Consider the following 18,785-nt stretch of genomic DNA (forward strand, 5'->3'; position numbering starts at 1 on the left):
CTAGTGGAACATGCCTTTGCAGCTATATATTCAATAGCACAAAGTCATCCTGACATTCAGGCCATGCGCGCAATCGTCCTGCGAAACCGCGCCAGCGCCAGGCTGAACAGCACCGCCCCAATCCCCAGCAGCCACACCAGCGACGGCCACACCACCGCCCAGCCCGCACCCCGGTAGAGGATGGCCTGGGCCAGCTCGGTGAAGTGCGTGGTGGGCGCCAGCGCCATGCCGTACTGCACCCACAGCGGCATGCTCTCGCGCGGGGTGACGCCGCCCGACAGCATCTGCAGCGGCATCATCACCAGCACCATCAGCAGCCCAAACTGCGGCATGCTGCGCGCCACCGTGGCCATGAAGATGCCCATGGACGTGGTGGCAAACAGATGCAGCGTGGCTCCCAGCAGAAACAGCGGTACCGAGCCCTCGATGGGCACACCAATCGCCCAGCGGATCACCGCCGTGAGCGACACCCAGGTAGCCACCAGCACCACCAGCGCCATGGCCCAGACCTTGGCCAGCATGATCTCGCCGGGAGTGACGGGCATCACCAGCAAATGCTCCACCGTGCCATGCTCGCGTTCGCGGATCAGCGCGGCGCCGGTGAGGATGATGGAGAGCATGGTCACGATGTTGATCAGCTCCATCAGCGAGCCGAACCACGCGGGGTTCAGCGCCGGGTTGAAGCGCGAGCGCACCGTCAGTTCGATGGGTTGCGCGGCCACGGTGCGGTCGCGCTGCACGAACTCGGCCACCTCCAGCTGCACGATCTGCTGCACCGCCCCATTGGCCGCAAACGCCTGCCCCATGCGCGTGGCGTCGATGTTGAGCTGCACCTGCGGCACCCGGCCCGCCAGCACATCGCGCTGGAAATGCGCGGGGATGTGCAGCACCAGCGTGAAGCGGCCGGCGTCCAGGCCCGGGTCCACCTCGCGCATGCTGATCATGGCGGGGCGGGTGAACTGGGGCGCGTAGAACGCGGTGGCGATGCGCTGGGACAAGGCCGAGTCGTCCTCGTCCACGATGGCAATGGGCACGTGGCGCAGCGTCTCAGGCTGCGCCATGCCCGCCGAATACACCGCAAGCGTGGTGGTGTAGACGATGAGGAACAGCATGGCCGGGTCGCGCCACAGGCTCCACAGCTCCTTGATGCCTAACCGAAAGATATTGGACCAGCGGCCACGCAGCGCCATGTCAGGTCTCCTGCTTGCGTAGCAACAGGATGGCGGTGCCAACGATGACAGGCACCGCCACCAGCATGGGCCAGAACTCGGCCTGCAGATCCTGCAGGCCCAGCGCCTTGTTGAACACGCCCCGGCTGATGGTGAACATGTGGCTGGCCGGGTAGGCCTCGCCCACCCAGCGCGCAAAGCCGGTCATGGACGACACGGGGTTGATGAGCCCGGCGAACTGCACCGCCGGGATGAGCGTGCCCACCATGGCGAAGAACATGGCTGCAATCTGGCTGCGCGTAACGGTGGAGGCCAGCAACCCCATGCCCGTGGAGCACAGGCTGAACAGCACTGCACCCAGCGTCAGCGTGGCAAAGCTGCCGGTGATGGGCACCCCAAACACCGTCACCGCCGCCAGGCACATCAGGCCAAAATTAAACAGCGCCAGCAGCACATAGGGCAGCTGTTTGCCCAGCATGAATTCGGTGCGCGTGGTGGGCGTGACATACAGGTTGATGATGGAGCCCAGCTCTTTCTCGCGCACCACCGCCAGGGCCGTGAGCATGGCGGGCAGCATGAGCAACAGCAGCGGAATCACGGCGGGCACCATGGACGGCAGGCTGCGTACGTCGGGGTTGTAGCGGTAGCGCGGCTCCACCTCCAGCAGGCCCCGGGGCACCAAGCCAGTGTGGCTGCGGCTTTGCTCCACCAGCCACTGCTGGTGCAGGCCCTGGGCGTAGCCGATGACGGTTTCGGCGCGCTGGGGCATGGCGCCGTCCACCCACGCGCCGATTTGAACCGGCTGGCCGCGTGCCACGTCGCGGGCAAAGCCGGGCGGGATCTCCAGCGCCAGCGATATCTCGGCGGAGCGCATGCGTGCATCCAGCTCTGCGTAGGTGGCAATCGGCGGCTGCTCGGTGAAGTAGCGCGAGCCCGCCAGGTTCAGCGTGTAGGCGCGGCTCAGCGCGGTCTGGTCGCGGTCCAGCACGGCAAAGCGCAGGTTCTCCACGTCCATGCTGATGCCGTAACCCATCACGAACATCAAAATCAGCGAGCCCAGGAGTGCCATGGCGCCACGCACCGGGTCGCGGCGCAGCTCCAGCGCTTCGCGCCACTGGGTGCTGTGGATGCGGGCCAGGCTTTGGCGCAGGCGGGTGGGCCAGGTGGGAGTGTTGGGCGCAGACACCGGCGATAGCGCAGTGGGGCCCGAAGCCGCCGCGGACACAGGAGCCTGGGCCGTGCCCGCAGCATCCTCCAGATAGCCGATGAAGGCTTCTTCCAGCGTGGCGGCGCCGCGCTTGGCCACGATGTCCTGCGGCGCAGCGCTTTCCAGCACGCGCCCTGCGTGCATCAGCGAGATGCGGTCGCAGCGCTCGGCCTCGTTCATGAAGTGGGTGGAGATGAAAATGGTGACCTTGTCGCGCCGCGCCAGCTCCACCATCAGGCGCCAGAAGTTGTCGCGTGCCATCGGGTCCACGCCCGAGGTGGGCTCGTCCAGGATCAGCAGCTCGGGCTGGTGCACCATGGCCACGGCCAGCGACAGGCGCTGGCGCATGCCCAGGGGCAGCTTCATGGGCAGTGCGCTGCGAGCGGCCTGCAGGTCAAAGCGCTCCAGCATGGCCGTCACGCGCGTGGGCACCTCGGCCTCGGGCACGTGGAACAGTCGGGCATGCAGCACCAGGTTCTGCTCCACCGACAGCTCGCTGTACAGCGAAAACGCCTGCGACATGTAGCCCACCCGCCGCCGCGTGGCCATGTCCTTGGGGTCCACCGGTTGGCCAAACAGCCAGGCCTGCCCGTCGCTGGCGGGCAGCAGGCCGGTAAGCATCTTCATGGTGGTGGACTTGCCGCAGCCATTGCTGCCCAAAAAGCCAAAGATCTCGCCCCGCTGGATGCGAAAGCTCACGTGGTCCACCGCCACAAAGTCGCCAAACCGCATGGTCAGGTCGCGCGCCTCGATGGCCACATTGGCGGCATCATGGGCCTGCGACCGGTCCAGCGGCGGAATCTGCACCGCCTGGTGGCCCCGGCGCTTGGCCTCGGGCAGCAGTGCCACAAAGGCCTGCTCCAGCACATCGTGCCCGGTGCGGGCCATCAGCTCGGCAGGCGTACCCGTGGCCAGGATGCGCCCCTCGTCCATCGCCACCAGCCATTCAAAACGCTGGGCCTCTTCCATGTAGGCCGTGGCCACGATGACGCTCATGCCTGGCCGCGCGGCGCGGATGCGGCCGATCAAATCCCAGAACTGCGCGCGCGCCAAAGGGTCAACGCCGGTGGTGGGCTCGTCCAGGATGAGCAGGTCGGGGTCGTGGATGAGCGCGCAGCACAGGGCCAGCTTTTGCTTCATGCCGCCCGAGAGCTTGCCCGCAGGCCGCGCCAGGAATGGATGCAGACCGGTGCTGCGCGTGAGTTCATCGATGCGCCGGCGACGCTCGGCCGCGTCGTGCCCGAACAGGCGGCCAAAGAACTGCAGGTTCTCTTCCACCGACAGCGTGGGATACAGGTTCTTGCCCAGCCCTTGAGGCATGTAGGCGATGCGGGGGCACACCCGGCTGCGGTGGCGGCTTTGGGACATGTCGCCGCCCAACACTTCTACCGTGCCCTGCTGCACTGCACGAGCGCCCGCCACCAGCGCGAGCAGGCTGGACTTGCCCACGCCATCCGGCCCGATCAGGCCCACCATGCGACCCCCGGCCACTTCCAAATCGATGTCTGCGAGCGCCACCGTACGACCGTAGCGCTGGCCCACGCCACGCAGGCGCGCCACGGGTGCAACGCCGCCGGGGAGATTCACTGGTCGGCCTTGATGGCGAGGTTGGCGGGCCATTCCACGGCGGGGTCCACCCGCAGCCAGGCCACGCCAGGCAGACCGGTCTTGACCTGCTCCTGGTGGCGCAGCAGCAGCGCCTTGTCAATCTGCGCGCGCACGCGGAACATGAGCTTCTGGCGCTCGCTGGCGGTCTCCACCGTCTTGGGGGTGAACTGCGCGGTGCTGGCGACAAACGAGACTTCTGCAGGAATCACAAAGCCCGGCGCAGCATCGAGCACGATGCGCACCTCGCTGCCCAGTGCTACCCGGCCCGCCACGGTCTCGGGCAAAAAGAAGGTCATGTACACGTCGCTCAGGTCCACCAGCTGCAGCACCCGTGCGCCCGCGCCCACCACCTCGCCGGGCTGCACCACGCGAAACTGCACGCGGCCGTCGCGCGGGGCCTTGAGTTCACTGTCGGCCAGCTCCACATCAATGCGCGCCAGCGTGGCCTCCAGCGCACGCACATTGGCCTCGGCACTGGTCACCTGGGTGCGCGACGCGCCAATGCCCGCCTGTGCGGCCTTGGCCTGGGCCTTGGCAGCCGTCACAGCGGCCTGCTGGCTGCGCACCTTGGCGCGATCATCGTCGAGCAACTGGCTGGAGAAAAAGCCTTCGCGCGCTAGCTGCTCAGAGCGCGGCAGGCGGCGGCGGGCGGTGTCGAGGTCGCTCTCGCGCTGGGCCACCACGGCCAAGGCGGCCTGGTAGTCGCTCTCGCGCTGGGCCACCTGCACCTGGGCACTGCTGATGGCCAGTTGCGCCTGCTGCAGCCGGGCCACGGCCTCTTCGCGCTGGGCCTGCAGGCCGTCGATCTGCATGCGGGCCAGGGGCTGCCCCGCCTTCACAAAATCGCCCTCGGCCACCAAAACATCGAGCACACGCCCCGCCAGCTTGGTGGCCACGGCAATCTCGGTGGCCTCGATGCGGCCATTGCCACTCACAAACCCAGGGCCGGGCCCCTTGGGCTGCCAGGGCGCCCACCGCACGACCAGCACGGTGCCCAGCAACAACAGCGCTGCGGCGGCCGCATAAATTTTCCACTTGCTGCCCATGGCTCTGATCCCTTTTGATGCGGAGGCAGGAGCGCATTTCCAGTCACGTCAGCAAAGGCGCCTCACCTCAAAATGCATCGTAAGCGCAGCGCCTTCATGGGCTGCTTGTGGCCAGCCGCCTCACTTGACTTGCATCAATTTGGCTGCAATTGCGTGGGGCTTCCGCCTGCGGCACAAGCTCGCCGCTGCGGGTTCTGAGAGGCGTTGCGTCGGTTGCCGGAGACTGCCCTACCCCCGCCCGTCAAAGGCCGACAGGTGGTTGGCCAGGTGCATGGCATGCGCTTGCTCGTACTGCGACCGGCTCAGCGCTCCGTAGGCAAAGTGGGGCTGCAGCGCCCCCTTGTGGATGGCAAAGTCCTGCACCGCCTGGCGCAGGCGGGCCATGGCTGCCGATGTGTCCGTGGCCTGCGCATCCAGCGCGGGAGCGCCCGGGATAGGCTCTGCCAGGTTGTGGCTCATGCGTCCCCGCAGGGTAAACACCTTGAAAGCTGCCGCCCCCAGGGTGTTCTGGAACAGCGCAGATTTGGGCAACGGAAAACCCTGCAGCGAGTATTCAATGCTCTGTGCGCAATGCACCAGCGTCTGTGCCCAGGTCCAGGCCGTGGCAGGTTCCAGCGCGTGGACGGAAGCTGCGTTCAGCCGCTCGGCCTCGCGCATCGCATCGTGCAGGGTGGCAAACACCAGCTGCCTGTCGTTGTCTGGCTGGTGCAGAAAATACCCGGCAGCACCAGCCGCTGCGAGCGCCACCCCCGTGCCGATGGCCAGAAACGCCCTCCGGTCGGGCGCTGCAGGCGGCGCAGAGGGCGAGGGGTGGGTGGCTTTGGAGGTAGCGGCTTTGGGTGCGCCAAGAGGGGGTGGAACTGCCATGGGGTTGTCTGCCCGCATCACCGGGGGTGGTGTGAAAGCTTTGATTGTGCCGGGCAGCGCCTGCCTTGTGCCCCCTGCGGCCATCGCCAGGGTCGGGCAGCCGACACAGCCCGCCATGGCGCAGGGCTGCAAGGCCTGGGCGCCTTCCCGGCGCTCCGCTGCGCCTAGGCCGCCAGGGTGGTTGGTGCGGCCGGCGCGGGGGTTGCCGTAACGGGGACCAAGGGCGCTGCTGGGGCCACCGTCATCTCCACCCGGTTGCGCCCCCGCTCCTTGGCCAGGTACATGGCCTCGTCCGCACGCTGCAAGGCCGTACCCGCCGACTCGCTGCCCGCGCACAGGGTGACACCAACACTCACCGTGAGCGCAATGCTGCGCTGCTCGGTCACCACAGGGTGGGCCTCCACCATGGCGCGCAGGCGCTCGGCCACCGCAATGGCGCCACCTGCCCCTGCATTGGGCAAGAAGATCGCGAACTCCTCCCCCCCCAGGCGGCCCATCATGTCTTCCTTGCGCAGGCAGCGCTGGGCCAGCATCACAAAATGGCGCAGCACATCGTCGCCCGCGCGATGGCCCCAGCTGTCGTTGACCTTCTTGAAATGGTCCAGGTCCATCACCAGCACGGGCAACGTCGTCTGCGTGCGCTGGGCGTTGCTGATGGCCTTGTCCAACAAGGTCAGAAACGCGCGGCGGTTGAACACATTGGTCAGCGGGTCCACCTCGGCGAGGTGGCGCAGTTCGTTGGTGATGAACTCATTGGTCAGCATCAACGCGCCGAACGCCACCAGCACCACAGCGAGGGTGGACTCCAGAACCACAAACTGCGACAGTGCAGCCACTATGCCCGCCTCGGGCTGCGCCCCTTCGGCGGGTGCGGCCAGCTTGAACAATAAGGGCCGCACGAGCAAGAAGGCACCGTGCACACCCACCGTGGCCGCAAACAGGTACCGTGCGGGTACCTTGCGAAAACCGCCACGTGCCAGCGTGTGTGCAGCCGCAATGAATATCACCCCTGGCACCAGACCCGTCAGCACGATGCGCACCTGCACGTTAGGCTTCACCAGGGTAAAAAACAAGGCTGTCGCCAGCAGAAGCCCCAAGGCCAGAGCGGCAACACCATGCCCCAGGGGCGCCTTGCCCATGTACTCGCGTGCGCCCAGCAGGCACAGGTATGCAGTCAAAGCAATGGAAGACTGCGCCAGCACGACAGACAATGGCAGCGGCACATGGTCGCGCAGCAACAGGTTGATGCAGAACACAGTGGCGCAGAACAATGCCTGCGCCCAGAGGCGAAGTCCCGGAATACGTCTGTTGAAGAGCCACACTGCGGACAAAACGCCAGTGACCAGCGCTGCAAGAATGGCCGCGACGATAAGGAGGGTGGGGCTGTGCACAGAGGGTACGGGCAGGCGATGGAGTGGGGTTCACAACGCGACGCCATCGCTCAACGCCCGGCTGCTATCGCCTGCCGGCTGTGAGATGACTATCAACGTGAACAATGGTAACCGAGAGCATTGACTGCCCCGCGACGCTTTGCGGGCAGCAATGCAGTGCTTCAGCCGGCGCTTGGAGCCCCTCAGGCCATACTTCCTCGCGTGGCCGTTGGGAGCACCTGTCAACCCACCACGTGGCATTCGCGCCGCAGCAGCGCCAGCGCATCGTGCATCTGGTAGTCGCGGTCGCTGGTCAGCGTGGTCTGCGCGTCTTGCACAAAACCAGACCAGAGAGCCAGGTAGTCCTGCTGGAAGGCGGCAGCCGCGTGGCTGCGGATGAAGTCAGACGCCAGCTCGGGCTGCAGGCCAGACTTGCGGATCTTGCGCACCAGGCTTGCGGCGGTTTTCTCGGTGAGCAGCGTCTTCTTGGGCGCACCGGCGGCCAGGCACAGAAACAGCGTGAGCAGCGAGTGCTCATCGTCGTTGCCCCCGGTCGCCTTGGTCCATGTCTTGGTGGCAGGCTGTGGAGGCTCATCGTCGTCCTCCAGCACATCCAGGCTGCGGTGAAAGCTGTCCACTTCGGCCAGAGGGTCGTCCAGCAGGAAGTATCGTGCCCTGAAGGCGCCCATGGGGCGCAGCAGGGTGCGCAGCGGCGCAGCGGATTGCAGCAGTTTGGGCAGGTCGGCCAGCACGGTGGCGCATTGGGCTTGCAGCACGTCACGCAGCTCTGCTGGCACGCCGGGGGGCAGGCGCAGCGCCGTCGGCAGGGGTGCCTTCTTTTTGCGCAGTGCAGTCACCAGCTTTTCAAACACCGGGGCGCTGGGCCACTCACTCGCCGCCATGGCCTTGGGGTTCAGCGCCTGCATCAGGAGCCCTGTGCGGATCACGGCCTCGGCGTCGGCCCCGGCGGTTTCCAGCTCTTCGGTATCCAGGTCGTACTGCGCGGCCAGCCACTCGGCGGCGGCGATGGCCTGGGCGATGTGGCTGCGGCAAGCCAGCTCGGCGCGGTAGTCGGCATGGCTGCGCAGCGACCAGGCAGCCAGCAGTGGGGTTTCGGCATCCGCATAGCCGCCCATGCCGAAGTTGCTGCTCTCGGGCATGGCGATCAGGCGCTTGAGCATGTCCGAGCCGCCTTTGGAGCGCGACAAAAAGGAGTTGTCGCGCAGCGACACCGCCGCCTTGGCCAGATCACCGGCCGTGGTCTCCAGCAGGTACAGGCTGATCAGGTTGACCATGCGGTCCCGCGCCTTCTCCAGTTCTGGGCGCAGAAACTCGCTGCCAAAGTAACGCGCGATCTGCACCATGCCCTTGGGCGCATCGGCATTGATGGCCGCCAGCCGGTCCGCGTCAATCAGTCCGTGCTGCACGCCGTAGACCAGCGCTTTTTCAAAGAAAGGGCGCGCGTCGTGCAGTTGCAGGGCATTGGCAGTAGCGACTGGTGCAGAAATTGAGGAAGGCGTGGGAGGCACGGTCATGTCTGAATCTATCGCGCTTCGCGCTGCTCATGGGCTATGAAACTGGCGCGGCCCATTCCAGGACCGCCGCGCAAGGGCCGCCCCGCCGCGCTGGCGGTGTGCCCCTTCCCGAATGGCACAGCCATTCGAGAGAAGGGGGAAGGCGCGAAGCGCCTCAGGGGGTTGTTCACTAAATTGCAGACTCTTCGTCGGAAGCACGTGCGGCAGGCGTGGCCTTGCCGCGGTCGGTTTCGCTGGTCTCGAACTTGCCATCGTCTTCTTCGGACGTCTCTTCGCCTTCTTCCAGTCCCTGGTCAAACGCGCGGGCCTTGGCACGCAGCACCAGCAGCATCTCGATGAACAGGTCGCGGCACTCATAGCGCAGCAGCCAGGCCATCTGCATCCAGTCGCGGTCGGCCACTTCATCGAGGTCGATGCGCGGCTGCACATAGCCCGAGGCCAGCAGCTCATCGTCGCTCAGTGTGACGCCGTAGTCTTCGGTGGCGTCAAAGGTGCCGGTGCGGGCAAAGGCCTCGATGCGGCTCCACTTTTCAGCAAAGTAGTTGGCCAGGGCCTCGGCGCCACCCTCCAGGTCGCCAATCGCGGTGAGAAACTCCACCGGGTCGGCATCGTCACGGAACACCACGGCGTTGACCATGTTGCGCAGGTGGGTGTGGGTGAGGTCCTTGTACTGCTTTTCCAGCACCATCGCGCGCGCAAACTGCTCGGGCGTGACCAGCATGTTGACCACGGACGCCTTGGAGTCGTCGTACTCGCGCATCACGGCCAGGATGTCCTTGGGCGCCAGCTGGTCCAGCACCACCATCAGCGCGCCGTCGCCATCGCTGTCGGCCAGTTCGGCCAGCGCCGACTCGGCGCCCACGATGTCACCGGCCGCGATGAGGCTGGTGGTCTTGGTGATCAGGGCCAGGTGTTGGTTGCTGCTGCTCATGGTCGTCATTCCTTGCGCTCAAAGCCCACATCGGCCAGCCAGTTGGCGCTGGACTCTTCGCGCGTACGGCTGTTTTGCGGGTCCACCGCGTCGTCGGCACTCAGGGCGCTGTAGTCATCGTCGTGTTCGGCGGCATCTTCACCATCGTCCTCGGCATCGCTGTCGCCATGCGACGCTGCGGCCGGAGCCAGGCGCGCGTGCTGTTGCAGGTATTCCAGGCCGGCGGCTACCGTCAGAAAACGTGCGCCCTGGGGTTCGCGCAACACGGTCTGGGCCAGACTCATTGCCCAGGGCTCCAACGCTACGGCATGGGTCAGGCTGTGCCAGTCGGGCAGCTCGTTCACCGGCAAGCCCAACAGATGCTCCAGTGCAGCCGGTTTGGTAAAGCGAAAGCCCCGGTGAAAGACCACGGCCACCATTTCGGGGGCCAGTTCCATCATCTGCACCAAAAACGCCATCTCGTTGCGCTTTTCGGCCAGGCGCTTGCGCAGAACGTCGTTGCCCTCGGAGTCGGACACCAGGTCGTCCAGCTCGGCCTGGTAGGCCGAGCGCAGGTCATAAAAATAGGGAGAAAGTTTCACAGGGCGGAAGGATGAGAAAGAATGCGTGCGCTGTAGGCCTGCCAGATCTCCTGGGCGGTCTGCAGCGGGTCGTCCAGCAGGTTGCGGCGGCGGTTGTCGTCATAGGCCTGGCGGGCGTCGTCGTCAGACAGCACCTCATAGGCCTTTTGCACCTCGGCAAAGCGCTGTGCGGCGTCGGGCGCCGTGTTGCGGTCGGGGTGGTAGAACGAGGCCTTCTGGCGAAAAGCCTTCTTGATGTCCGCCAGCGACGCGTTGGCCGCCAGCCCGAGGGCTGCGTAGTGGTCAGCAGTCATGAAACAGTCAGTCCGTCCGTCAAAGCCAGGGGCGCCATCCACGGCACCCTCTTCAGCACCTGTGTCGGCGCCTGCGCGCGCACATCAACCACCCAGGCTCACAAACACGTTTTGCACGTCGTCGTTCGAATCGATGGCCGCCAGGAAGTTCTCAACCTCCTCCAGCTGCTCAGCTGTGAGGTTGGCGGGGTTCACCGGGTTCTTGGGCTTGTACCCCAGCTTGGCGGACAGCACCGTGAAGCCGTGGGCGGGCAACGCGCGGCTGACAAGGTCAAGGTCGGTGGGGTCGGTCCAGAAGGTGGTGGTGCCCTCTTCGTCGCCCGCTTCAAAGTCCTGTGCACCGGCCTCGATGGCGGCCAGTTCGGGGTCAGCGTCGGGGGTGGCGGGCTCGGCTTCGATCATGCCGACATGGTTGAAGTCCCAGGCCACCGAGCCCGAGGTGCCCAGCTGGCCCTTGCGGAACAGCACGCGCATCTCGGGGGCCGTGCGGTTCACGTTGTCGGTCAGGCATTCAACCATCACGGCCACCTGATGGGGGGCAAAACCTTCGTAGATCACGCGTTCGTAGTTCACCGCGTCCGCGCCGGTGCCCGAGCCCTTCTTGATGGCACGCTCCAGCGTGTCCTTGGGCATGGAGGCCTTGCGAGCCTGCTCCACCACCAGGCGCAGGCGGGCATTGCTGGCCGGGTCGGCACCGCCGCGTGCAGCCACGGTGATTTCCTTGACCAGCTTGCCAAACAGCTTGCCCTTGGCGTCGGCCACCTGTGCCTTGCCTTTTGCTTTCCACTGCGCGCCCATGATGGATCTCTTTTCCTTGATGTGAATGCGGCGCGCTGGGGCGCCGTGTGTGGGAGTTGCTGCAGCCATGCAGGAGCCGCCGGGAGAAAAAACGCCTCCCGAACAGCCCCCAGAGGATGGGAGTGCAACTTCAGACCGAACCCTATAGGGTACCACTGACCACCAAGGACACTATCGTTGCCCTTCCGCCACGCTCTCTATCAGCCGCACGCAGCGGTGCAGTTAACCTCGGCGACATGCGCAAAGCTCCTTCTTTTGACCCCTGCCCGGTGCACTGATGCTCAACACCCTTTGGCTGGGCTTTTTCCTCACGGCGGCCATCGCGGCCCTGGCCCAATGGCTGGTGGGGGGCAACGCCCAGATTTTTGCGGCCATGGTCGAAGCGCTGTTTGCCATGGCCAAACTGTCGGTCGAGGTGATGGTGCTGTTGTTTGGCACCCTCACGCTCTGGCTGGGCTTTTTGCGGATTGCCGAGAGGGCGGGCCTGGTCGATGCCTTGGCCCGGTGGCTGGCCCCACTGTTCCTGCGCCTGATGCCGGGTGTGCCCCGGGGCCACCCTGCCCTGGGCCTGATGACGCTGAACTTTGCCGCCAACGCCCTCGGGCTGGACAACGCGGCCACGCCCATGGGCCTGAAGGCCATGAAGGCCCTGCAGGAGCTGAACCCCGAGCCCGACACCGCCACCAACGCACAGATCCTGTTCCTGGTGCTCAACGCCTCGTCGCTCACGCTGCTGCCGGTGACCATCTTCATGTACCGCATGCAGCAGGGCGCGCCCGACCCGACGCTGGTCTTTCTGCCCATCCTGCTGGCCACGTCTGCCTCCACCCTAGTGGGGCTGCTGAGCGTGGCCGTGGTGCAGCGCCTGCCGCTGTGGAGCCCCGTGGTGCTGGCCTACCTGCTGCCCGTGGCGCTGGTGCTGGGCGGGTTCATGGCGCTGCTGACCACGCTGAGTGCCGCCGCACTGGCATCCCTGTCGTCGCTGCTGGGCAACCTCACGCTGTTTGCGCTGGTCGTGCTGTTTGTGGCGCTGGGCGCGTGGCGCAAGGTGCCGGTGTACGAGGCATTCATCGAGGGGGCGCGCGAGGGCTTTGACGTGGCCAAGGGCCTGCTGCCCTATCTGGCGGCCATGCTCTGCGCCGTGGGCGTGTTCCGGGCCTCGGGCGCGCTGGGCTATGTGCTGGATGGCATCCGCTGGTGCGTGACCACGCTGGGCGCCGACGCCCGGTTTGTGGACGCGCTGCCCACCGCCCTGGTCAAGCCGTTCTCGGGCAGCGCGGCGCGCGCCATGCTCATCGAGACCATGCAGACCCAGGGCGTAGACAGCTTCGCCGCCCTGGCCGCCGCCACCATCCAGGGCAGCACCGAAACCACGTTCTACGTGCTGGCCGTGTACTTTGGGGCCGTGGGCATTCAGCGCGCCCGGCACGCCGTGGGCTGCGCCTTGCTGGCTGAGCTGGCGGGGGTGGTGGCCGCCATCGCGGTGTGCTACCGGTTTTTTGGATAGTTTTGGCTGATAGCGCTAGTGCAATATGCCCTGGCAGCTATCAATTAAGTAGCAATCAGGGTATCAACCGCCAGCGGGCCCTGGCGCAGCCACCAGTTCCCACTCAGCCAGCTGCTCGTTGGTGGCAATCAGCCGCCCGACCAGCAGCTTGATAAAGGCCTTGTCAAAGCGCGACTGCAGATCCTCCGACGCCTCGCGCAGCGCAGGGTTGCGCACCTTGAGCACCAGCACCTCGGTTTCGGCCACGGCGGTGGCGGTGCGGATGCGGTTGTCGGGGCGCAGGTAGGTCATCTCGCCCAAGGTCACGCCGGGGCCCAGGGTGCTGAGGTTCCAGCCCTGGCGGCTGACGGCCACCTGGCCTTCGATGAGGATGCAGAACGAGTCGCCGGGCGTGTTCTCGCGCATCAGCACGGTGCCCTGCTCCAGCCGGCGCCAGCTGCCCAGGCGCATCAGCTCCCACAGCGCCACGTCGTGAAAGTCGGCAAAAAACGGCAGCGCACGCAGGCGTGCAAAGCGCTCAGCCTCGGTGTCCTGCGACTTCTGGCGGGGCAGGCCCCGGTGCGCGGCCAGCAGCGCCTGGGCAAAGTCGGCCCAGGTGGCAAAGCGGTCGGCGGGCTGCTTGGCCAGCGCACGCAGCAGCACCTCGTCCACATGCGCTGGCAGGGACGCGCGCAACAGGCTGGGCCGGGTGGGCGTCTCGTTGCTGATCTTGTAGAGCGTGGCGAAGTCGGTGTCGCCATCAAACGGGCGGCGGCCGGTGAGCAGCTCGTACACCACCACGGCCAGCGAAAACATGTCGCTGTGGTGGGTAAGGTCCTGCTCGCGCACCTGTTCGGGCGACATGTACGACGGCGACCCCACCAGCCCGGACAGCTGCGTGGCATCGCTGCGCAACGACAGGGCGGCGCCAAAGTCGGTCAGCTTCACATCGCCGCCGCGCGCCAGCATCAGGTTGGCGGGCTTGATGTCGCGGTGCACCAAGCCCTCGCGGTAGGCGTATTCGAGCGCGTTGCAGCACTTGAAGGCAATGTCCAGCACCTGGGGCACGGGCAGCAGGGTGTCGGGCGTTGCAAAGTCGGACAGCGGCTGGCCGTCCACGTATTCGAGCACCAGATAGGGCGGCAGCGCTTCTTCGTCCGCATCCAGCAGGCGCACGATGTTGGGGTGGCGCAGGCGGCCCGACAGCGCGGCCTCGTTGCGCAGCAGCTTGCGGTAGCGCTCGGCCTGCTCGGGCACCTTCAGCAAGTGCGCGTGGGTCTGCTTGATGGCCACCTTGCGGCCTCGGAAGCCGTCGAGCCCCAGGTACACGATGCCACTGGCGCCCCGCCCCAGTTCACGCTCGATGCGGTACTTGCCGATGTTGGCGGGCGGTGCAGAGGTGGCAGTGGCCATGGCGGGGCTCCCGGTCAGGGTGGGCAGTTCAGGTGGGGTCAGGCTCCGGCCAGCGCCTGCTCAAAGTCGGCCAGCAGGTCTTCCGCCTCTTCCAGACCCACCGACAGGCGGATCATGCTGTCGGCAATGCCCATGGTGGCGCGCACGGCGGGGCCGGCCTCCCAGAAGATGGTGTGCGCCACCGGGATGATCAGCGTGCGCGTGTCGGCCAGCCCCGTGGCCTTGATGGGCAACTGCAGGCGGTTGCACACGGCCAGGCACTGGTCGGGGTTGCGCAGCTCGAACGACAGCAGCCACGAGCCCGCCTTGAGGTGCTTGCGCGCAAAGGCGTGCTGCGGGTGCGAGGGCAGCATGGGGTACAGCACGCGCGAGACGGCCGGGTGCGCCTCCAGCCGCTGCGCCAGCGCCAGGGCGGTGGCACTGGTGCGGTCCATGCGCAGCGACAAAGTCTCCGCGCCCAGGGCCAGCTGGTGGGCGGCGTGGGACGACAGCGTGCCGCCCATGTCGCGCAGGCCCTTTTTGCGCAGCTGCTGCAGGCCCCAGCCTTTCGCGTCGCCCTTGCGGTAGGCCGCAAAGATGTTGGGGTAGCCCGACCAGTCGTACAGGCCCGTGTCGGTGATGGCGCCGCCCAACGCATCGCCCTGCCCGCCAATGCTCTTGGTGAGCGAGTTGACCACCAGCCCCGCGCCCACCGTGGCCGCGCGGAACAGGTAGGGCGATGCCACGGTGTTGTCCACCACGTAGAGCGCGCCATGCGCCTTGCACAGCGCGCCAATGCCTTCCAGGTCGGGGATCTGCGTGCCGGGGTTGGCAATGGTTTCGACAAACACCATGCGGGTGTTGGGGCGCAGCGCGGCAGCCACGTTGGCCGCATCGGTCACGTCCACCGTGGTCACTTCAATGCCCAGGTCGGCCAACGTGCCGAACACGCTGTTGGTGTTGCCAAACACGAACTGGCTGGCCACCAGATGGTCGCCCGCCTTGAGCAGCGTGAGGAACACCGCGCAGATGCCCGCCATGCCGGTGGAGAACACGATGGAGCCGTGCCCGCGCTCCATCTGCGTGATCTTGGCCTCCAGCGCCGCCGTGGTGGGCGTGCCCTGGCGCGCGTAGTTGAAGCCGCCCTTGGCGGTGCCCTGGAAGACGGCGATCAGGTCCTCGACCTTCTCGTAGCCGTACTGCACCGAGGTGTGGATGGGCTTGTGGATGGCCCCGTGCTCGGCGCCGCCCAGGCGGTCGGCATGCACGATCTGGGTGGTGAAACTGTGGTTCTGCGGTGTCGTCATAAAAATCTGCGCTGTTTCTGCGTGGCTACTTACAAGACGGGGCGATCACTACTGGCGCGCCCTGATGCCAGTGCACCCGTGGAACTGGCTTTGCCAGGCCACCGGGTGCGTCCCCCTCCGGGGGAAGGCGCGCAGCGCCTCAGGGGGAGTCATCGCTCCGGTGCGATGTGCTCAGCGTAATCGTACAAGGCGCCCAGAATTTCCTGCGTGCGCTCGTCGTCGGCGGTCTCCGAGAGTTCGTCGATTTCGGTGAACAGCTGCTCCACCGTGCGCGCCCCGCCCTGCCCATCGAACAGGCAGGCGGCGCGGTGCGCCTCCCAGCGCTCCTGCTCCTCGGGCGACAGCGTCTGCGGAAAGTTGCGCGCCCGGTAGCGCCACAGCAGCTCGGCCAGGCGCGGGTCATCAAAGTTCGCACGCGCCTTGGCCAGTTGGTCGCCGCTCAGGGTGCGCAGGTCGTTCAACAGGCGCCGGTCGTTGTTGCCCACAAAACCGCCGTACAGGTCCTGGTCCACATCCGGTGCCGGCTCTTGCGGGCGGGCAAACACCGCTGGCCAGATGCCGCTCATGTCGGGCAGCGCGCGCGCCACCTCGGCGTGCTGTGCGGCCTGGGCCAGGTCGATGCCCCAGCGCTGCGCCAGCGCGGGCGTGAGCGTGTTCACATTGCCCACCACCATGGGCGACTTGTTCAGGTGGATGGTCTTGATGGGCAGGCGCGTGACGCCCTCGGGCAGCGCGTCGGCCTTGCTGAACATGCGCAGGCGGATGTCCTCCACATTCAGCGTGGCCAGCTCGCGTGGGTCGTGGGCCAGGTCCCAGGCGATCAGCTCGTTCTTGTTGGTGGGGTGGCTGGCCAGCGGCCACATCACAGCCAGGCAGCCGCGCTCGGTGGGGAACATGCCCGACACATGCAAGAACGCGCGCGCCGTGGCCGTGGTGGCGGGCAGCCGCAGTTCGGCGGCCACGCGGTCCTTCTTGTGCAGGCTGAGGGCAAAGTCGAACAGCTTGGTGTTGTGCTGGCGGATCAGCCGTGCCAGCGCAATGGTGGCGCGCACGTCCGACAGCGCATCGTGCGCGGCATCGTGCTGCAGGCCGTTGGCCTTGGACAGGTGCTCCAGCTTGAAGCTGGGCGTTACGCCGTCTTCCTTCTTGGGCCAGGTGATGCCGTCGGGCCGCAGCGCATAGGTCATGCGCACCACGTCCAGCAGGTCCCAGCGGCCGCACTGGTTCTGCCACTCGCGCGCATAGGGGTCGATGAGGTTGCGCCAGAACATGAAGCGCGTGATCTCGTCGTCAAACCGGATGGTGTTGTAGCCCACGCCAATCGTGCCGGGCTGCGCAAATTCGGACTCGATGCGCGCGGCAAACTGGTGCTCGGGCACACCCTGCTCCAGGCACTGCTGGGGCGTGATGCCGGTGATGAGGCACGACACCGGGTCGGGCAGATAGTCGTTGGCGGGCTGGCAGTACAGCATCAGCGGCTCGCCGATTTCGTTCAGCTCGGCATCGGTGCGGATGGCCGCGAACTGCGCGGGCCGGTCGCGGCGCGTGTTGGCGCCAAAGGTTTCGTAGTCGTGCCAGAGAAAGGTGTGGGGCGCCATGGTCGGTAGGCTAACAGGGGGCTGCAGGCGGAGGCTCGCGCACGGCGGGCGGGGCGCAAGGCGATCAAGGTGCCACTGTAACCGCATTTTTCAGTGTTTTTGGCCGCAAGCGCTAGTGGAACATGTGCAAGCAGCTATCAAAAACATAGTAAGCATATTCACCATACGGACTGATGCACATTCGCACCCTGTACGCGGACTGACACGCGGGACAATGGCGCATGCCCAGTTTCATTGCTTCCCCTTGCTCCCTGGGGCGCGCCCCCGCCCTGCCCGTCGCCGCTTCCTACGCCCCCACAGGCGTTGCCGGAGTGGCCCTGGCAGCCGCCCTCGCCCTCGCGGGCTGCGCGTCAGCCCCCAGCACCACCCCCTCACCCGCAGCAAAACCTCTGGCTGCGGCCACGCCGCCCACAACGTCGCCCACCACAGCCGCCACACCGCCGCAGGCCAGTCCCGATGCCGACCACACGGCCGGCTTTGCCCAATGGCTGAGCAGCTTCTCGGCCCAGGCGCTGGAGGCGGGCATTCGCCCCGCCACCGTGCGCGACGTGCTGGGCAAGGCGCAGTGGCTGCCCCGCGTGGTCGAGCTGGACCGCGCCCAGCCCGAGTTCACCCGCACCCCATGGGCGTACCTCGACAGCGCCGTCTCCCCCCAGCGCATCGCCCAGGGCCAAGCGCAGTTGGCGGCGCACAGCACCGCCCTGCAGGCGGCAGCCGCCCGCTATAGCGTGCCGGCCAACATCGTCACCGCCATCTGGGGCATGGAGAGCAACTACGGCAGCAACTTTGGCACCTTCCGCACGGTGGATGCACTGGCCACCCTGGCGTATGAAGGCCGCCGCCGCGCCTGGGCGCAGACCGAGCTGCTGGCAGCGCTGCGCATCATTGACCAGGGCGACATCGCCGCCGACCGCATGATCGGATCGTGGGCCGGGGCCATGGGGCATACCCAGTTCCTGCCCTCGGTGTTCCTGGCCTACGCTGTGGATGCCGACGGCGACGGGCACCGCGACATCTGGGGCAGCGTACCGGATGTGACGGCGTCCACCGCACATTTCCTCGCCCGGTCGGGCTGGAAATCTGGCGAGCCTTGGGGGGCCGAAGTGCAGTTGCCACCCACCTTCGACCACGCCCGCGCCGACCCCGCCGTGCGCCAGACCACAACCCAGTGGGAGTCCGAAGGGGTGCGGTCCATCGACGGGGCGCCGCTGCCCGACCTGGCCGGGGCCTCCATCGTCACCCCTGCGGGCGCGCGGGGCCCGGCGTTTCTGGTGGGCAACAACTTCCGCACCATCCTGCGCTACAACAACTCGGTCAACTACGCGCTGGGCGTAACCCTGCTCGCGCGCCAGATCGACGGCGGCGGCCCGGTGGCCACCCCGTGGCCCCGCGACATCGAGCCGCTGTCGCGTGCACAGTTGCAAACGCTGCAAGAAGCCCTGAACCGCAAAGGCTTTGCCGCAGGCACCCCCGACGGCGTGATGGGCCCCGCCACCCGCGCAGGCCTGCGCGGCTACCAGCGCAGCTTGGGCGTGGTGGCTGACGGGTATCCGACGCTGGAGCTGCTGCAAAAGCTGCAGGCGCCCTGAAGGCCGCA

At 66.7% G+C, this 18,785-nt stretch carries 15 protein-coding genes; 2 read left to right on the forward strand and 13 right to left on the reverse strand.

All coding sequences use genetic code 11. The annotated features are described in order from the left end of the window. Positions 1 to 56: 56 nt before the first annotated feature. From ASD75_RS12390 to ASD75_RS12435, 10 genes are all read right to left on the reverse strand, one after another. On the reverse strand, positions 57 to 1,190 hold the full coding sequence (locus ASD75_RS12390) for an ABC transporter permease (protein ID WP_056746071.1): 1,134 nt from the start codon (positions 1,188 to 1,190) through the stop codon (positions 57 to 59). Position 1,191: 1 nt separating this feature from the next. Continuing rightward, complete coding sequence (gene rbbA / locus ASD75_RS12395; protein ID WP_056746073.1) at positions 1,192 to 3,996, reverse strand: ribosome-associated ATPase/putative transporter RbbA; 2,805 nt, start codon at positions 3,994 to 3,996, stop codon at positions 1,192 to 1,194. Next, entirely contained in the window at positions 3,960 to 5,030 is a 1,071-nt protein-coding gene (locus tag ASD75_RS12400; protein WP_156401014.1) for an HlyD family secretion protein, read from the reverse strand. Before ASD75_RS12400 ends, rbbA begins: the two co-directional genes overlap by 37 nt. A gap of 228 nt (positions 5,031 to 5,258) precedes the next feature. Then, the gene (locus ASD75_RS12405; protein ID WP_235511615.1) at positions 5,259 to 5,897 is read right to left on the reverse strand and encodes a DUF1569 domain-containing protein; all 639 of its coding nucleotides are present in this window, start codon (positions 5,895 to 5,897) and stop codon (positions 5,259 to 5,261) included. A 164-nt stretch (positions 5,898 to 6,061) separates the two neighbouring features. After that, positions 6,062 to 7,288 (reverse strand): GGDEF domain-containing protein, encoded by a 1,227-nt coding sequence (locus tag ASD75_RS12410; RefSeq protein WP_056746078.1) that lies wholly within the window; start codon positions 7,286 to 7,288, stop codon positions 6,062 to 6,064. Positions 7,289 to 7,509: 221 nt separating this feature from the next. Next, positions 7,510 to 8,802, reverse strand: coding sequence for a hypothetical protein (locus ASD75_RS12415; RefSeq protein ID WP_056746080.1), 1,293 nt, complete (start codon positions 8,800 to 8,802; stop codon positions 7,510 to 7,512). Positions 8,803 to 8,971: 169 nt separating this feature from the next. Next, positions 8,972 to 9,733, reverse strand: a complete 762-nt coding sequence (locus ASD75_RS12420; RefSeq protein ID WP_056746672.1) for a hypothetical protein — start codon at positions 9,731 to 9,733, stop codon at positions 8,972 to 8,974. A gap of 5 nt (positions 9,734 to 9,738) precedes the next feature. Next, complete coding sequence (locus ASD75_RS12425) at positions 9,739 to 10,314, reverse strand: hypothetical protein (RefSeq protein ID WP_056746082.1); 576 nt, start codon at positions 10,312 to 10,314, stop codon at positions 9,739 to 9,741. Beyond that, positions 10,311 to 10,607, reverse strand: coding sequence for a DnaJ domain-containing protein (locus ASD75_RS12430; RefSeq protein WP_015014301.1), 297 nt, complete (start codon positions 10,605 to 10,607; stop codon positions 10,311 to 10,313). The genes ASD75_RS12425 and ASD75_RS12430 overlap by 4 nt, the downstream gene beginning before the upstream one ends. Before the next feature lie 84 nt (positions 10,608 to 10,691). Continuing rightward, positions 10,692 to 11,405, reverse strand: coding sequence for a YebC/PmpR family DNA-binding transcriptional regulator (locus ASD75_RS12435; RefSeq protein WP_056062254.1), 714 nt, complete (start codon positions 11,403 to 11,405; stop codon positions 10,692 to 10,694). Positions 11,406 to 11,682: 277 nt separating this feature from the next. Here ASD75_RS12435 and ASD75_RS12440 point away from each other — a divergent pair, with 277 nt between their 5' ends. Continuing rightward, entirely contained in the window at positions 11,683 to 12,912 is a 1,230-nt protein-coding gene (locus tag ASD75_RS12440) for a nucleoside recognition domain-containing protein (protein ID WP_056746084.1), read from the forward strand. A 63-nt stretch (positions 12,913 to 12,975) separates the two neighbouring features. On the opposite strand, the gene ASD75_RS12445 is transcribed toward ASD75_RS12440, so the two are convergent. From ASD75_RS12445 to sbcB, 3 genes are all read right to left on the reverse strand, one after another. Then, positions 12,976 to 14,304: a protein kinase gene (locus tag ASD75_RS12445; RefSeq protein ID WP_056746086.1), complete on the reverse strand. Its 1,329-nt coding sequence runs from the start codon at positions 14,302 to 14,304 to the stop codon at positions 12,976 to 12,978. A 38-nt stretch (positions 14,305 to 14,342) separates the two neighbouring features. Next, positions 14,343 to 15,590: a cystathionine gamma-synthase family protein gene (locus ASD75_RS12450; RefSeq protein ID WP_056746087.1), complete on the reverse strand. Its 1,248-nt coding sequence runs from the start codon at positions 15,588 to 15,590 to the stop codon at positions 14,343 to 14,345. 149 nt (positions 15,591 to 15,739) lie between these two features. Continuing rightward, positions 15,740 to 17,188, reverse strand: a complete 1,449-nt coding sequence (gene sbcB, locus ASD75_RS12455; RefSeq protein WP_056746088.1) for an exodeoxyribonuclease I — start codon at positions 17,186 to 17,188, stop codon at positions 15,740 to 15,742. 221 nt (positions 17,189 to 17,409) lie between these two features. On the opposite strand from sbcB, the gene ASD75_RS12460 reads away from it, so the two are divergent. Continuing rightward, entirely contained in the window at positions 17,410 to 18,777 is a 1,368-nt protein-coding gene (locus ASD75_RS12460; protein WP_235511616.1) for a lytic murein transglycosylase, read from the forward strand. The last annotated feature ends 8 nt before the right edge of the window (positions 18,778 to 18,785 follow it).

This window comes from Acidovorax sp. Root568, from assembly GCF_001427445.1.
GTDB classification, from domain to species: domain Bacteria; phylum Pseudomonadota; class Gammaproteobacteria; order Burkholderiales; family Burkholderiaceae_C; genus Acidovorax; species Acidovorax delafieldii.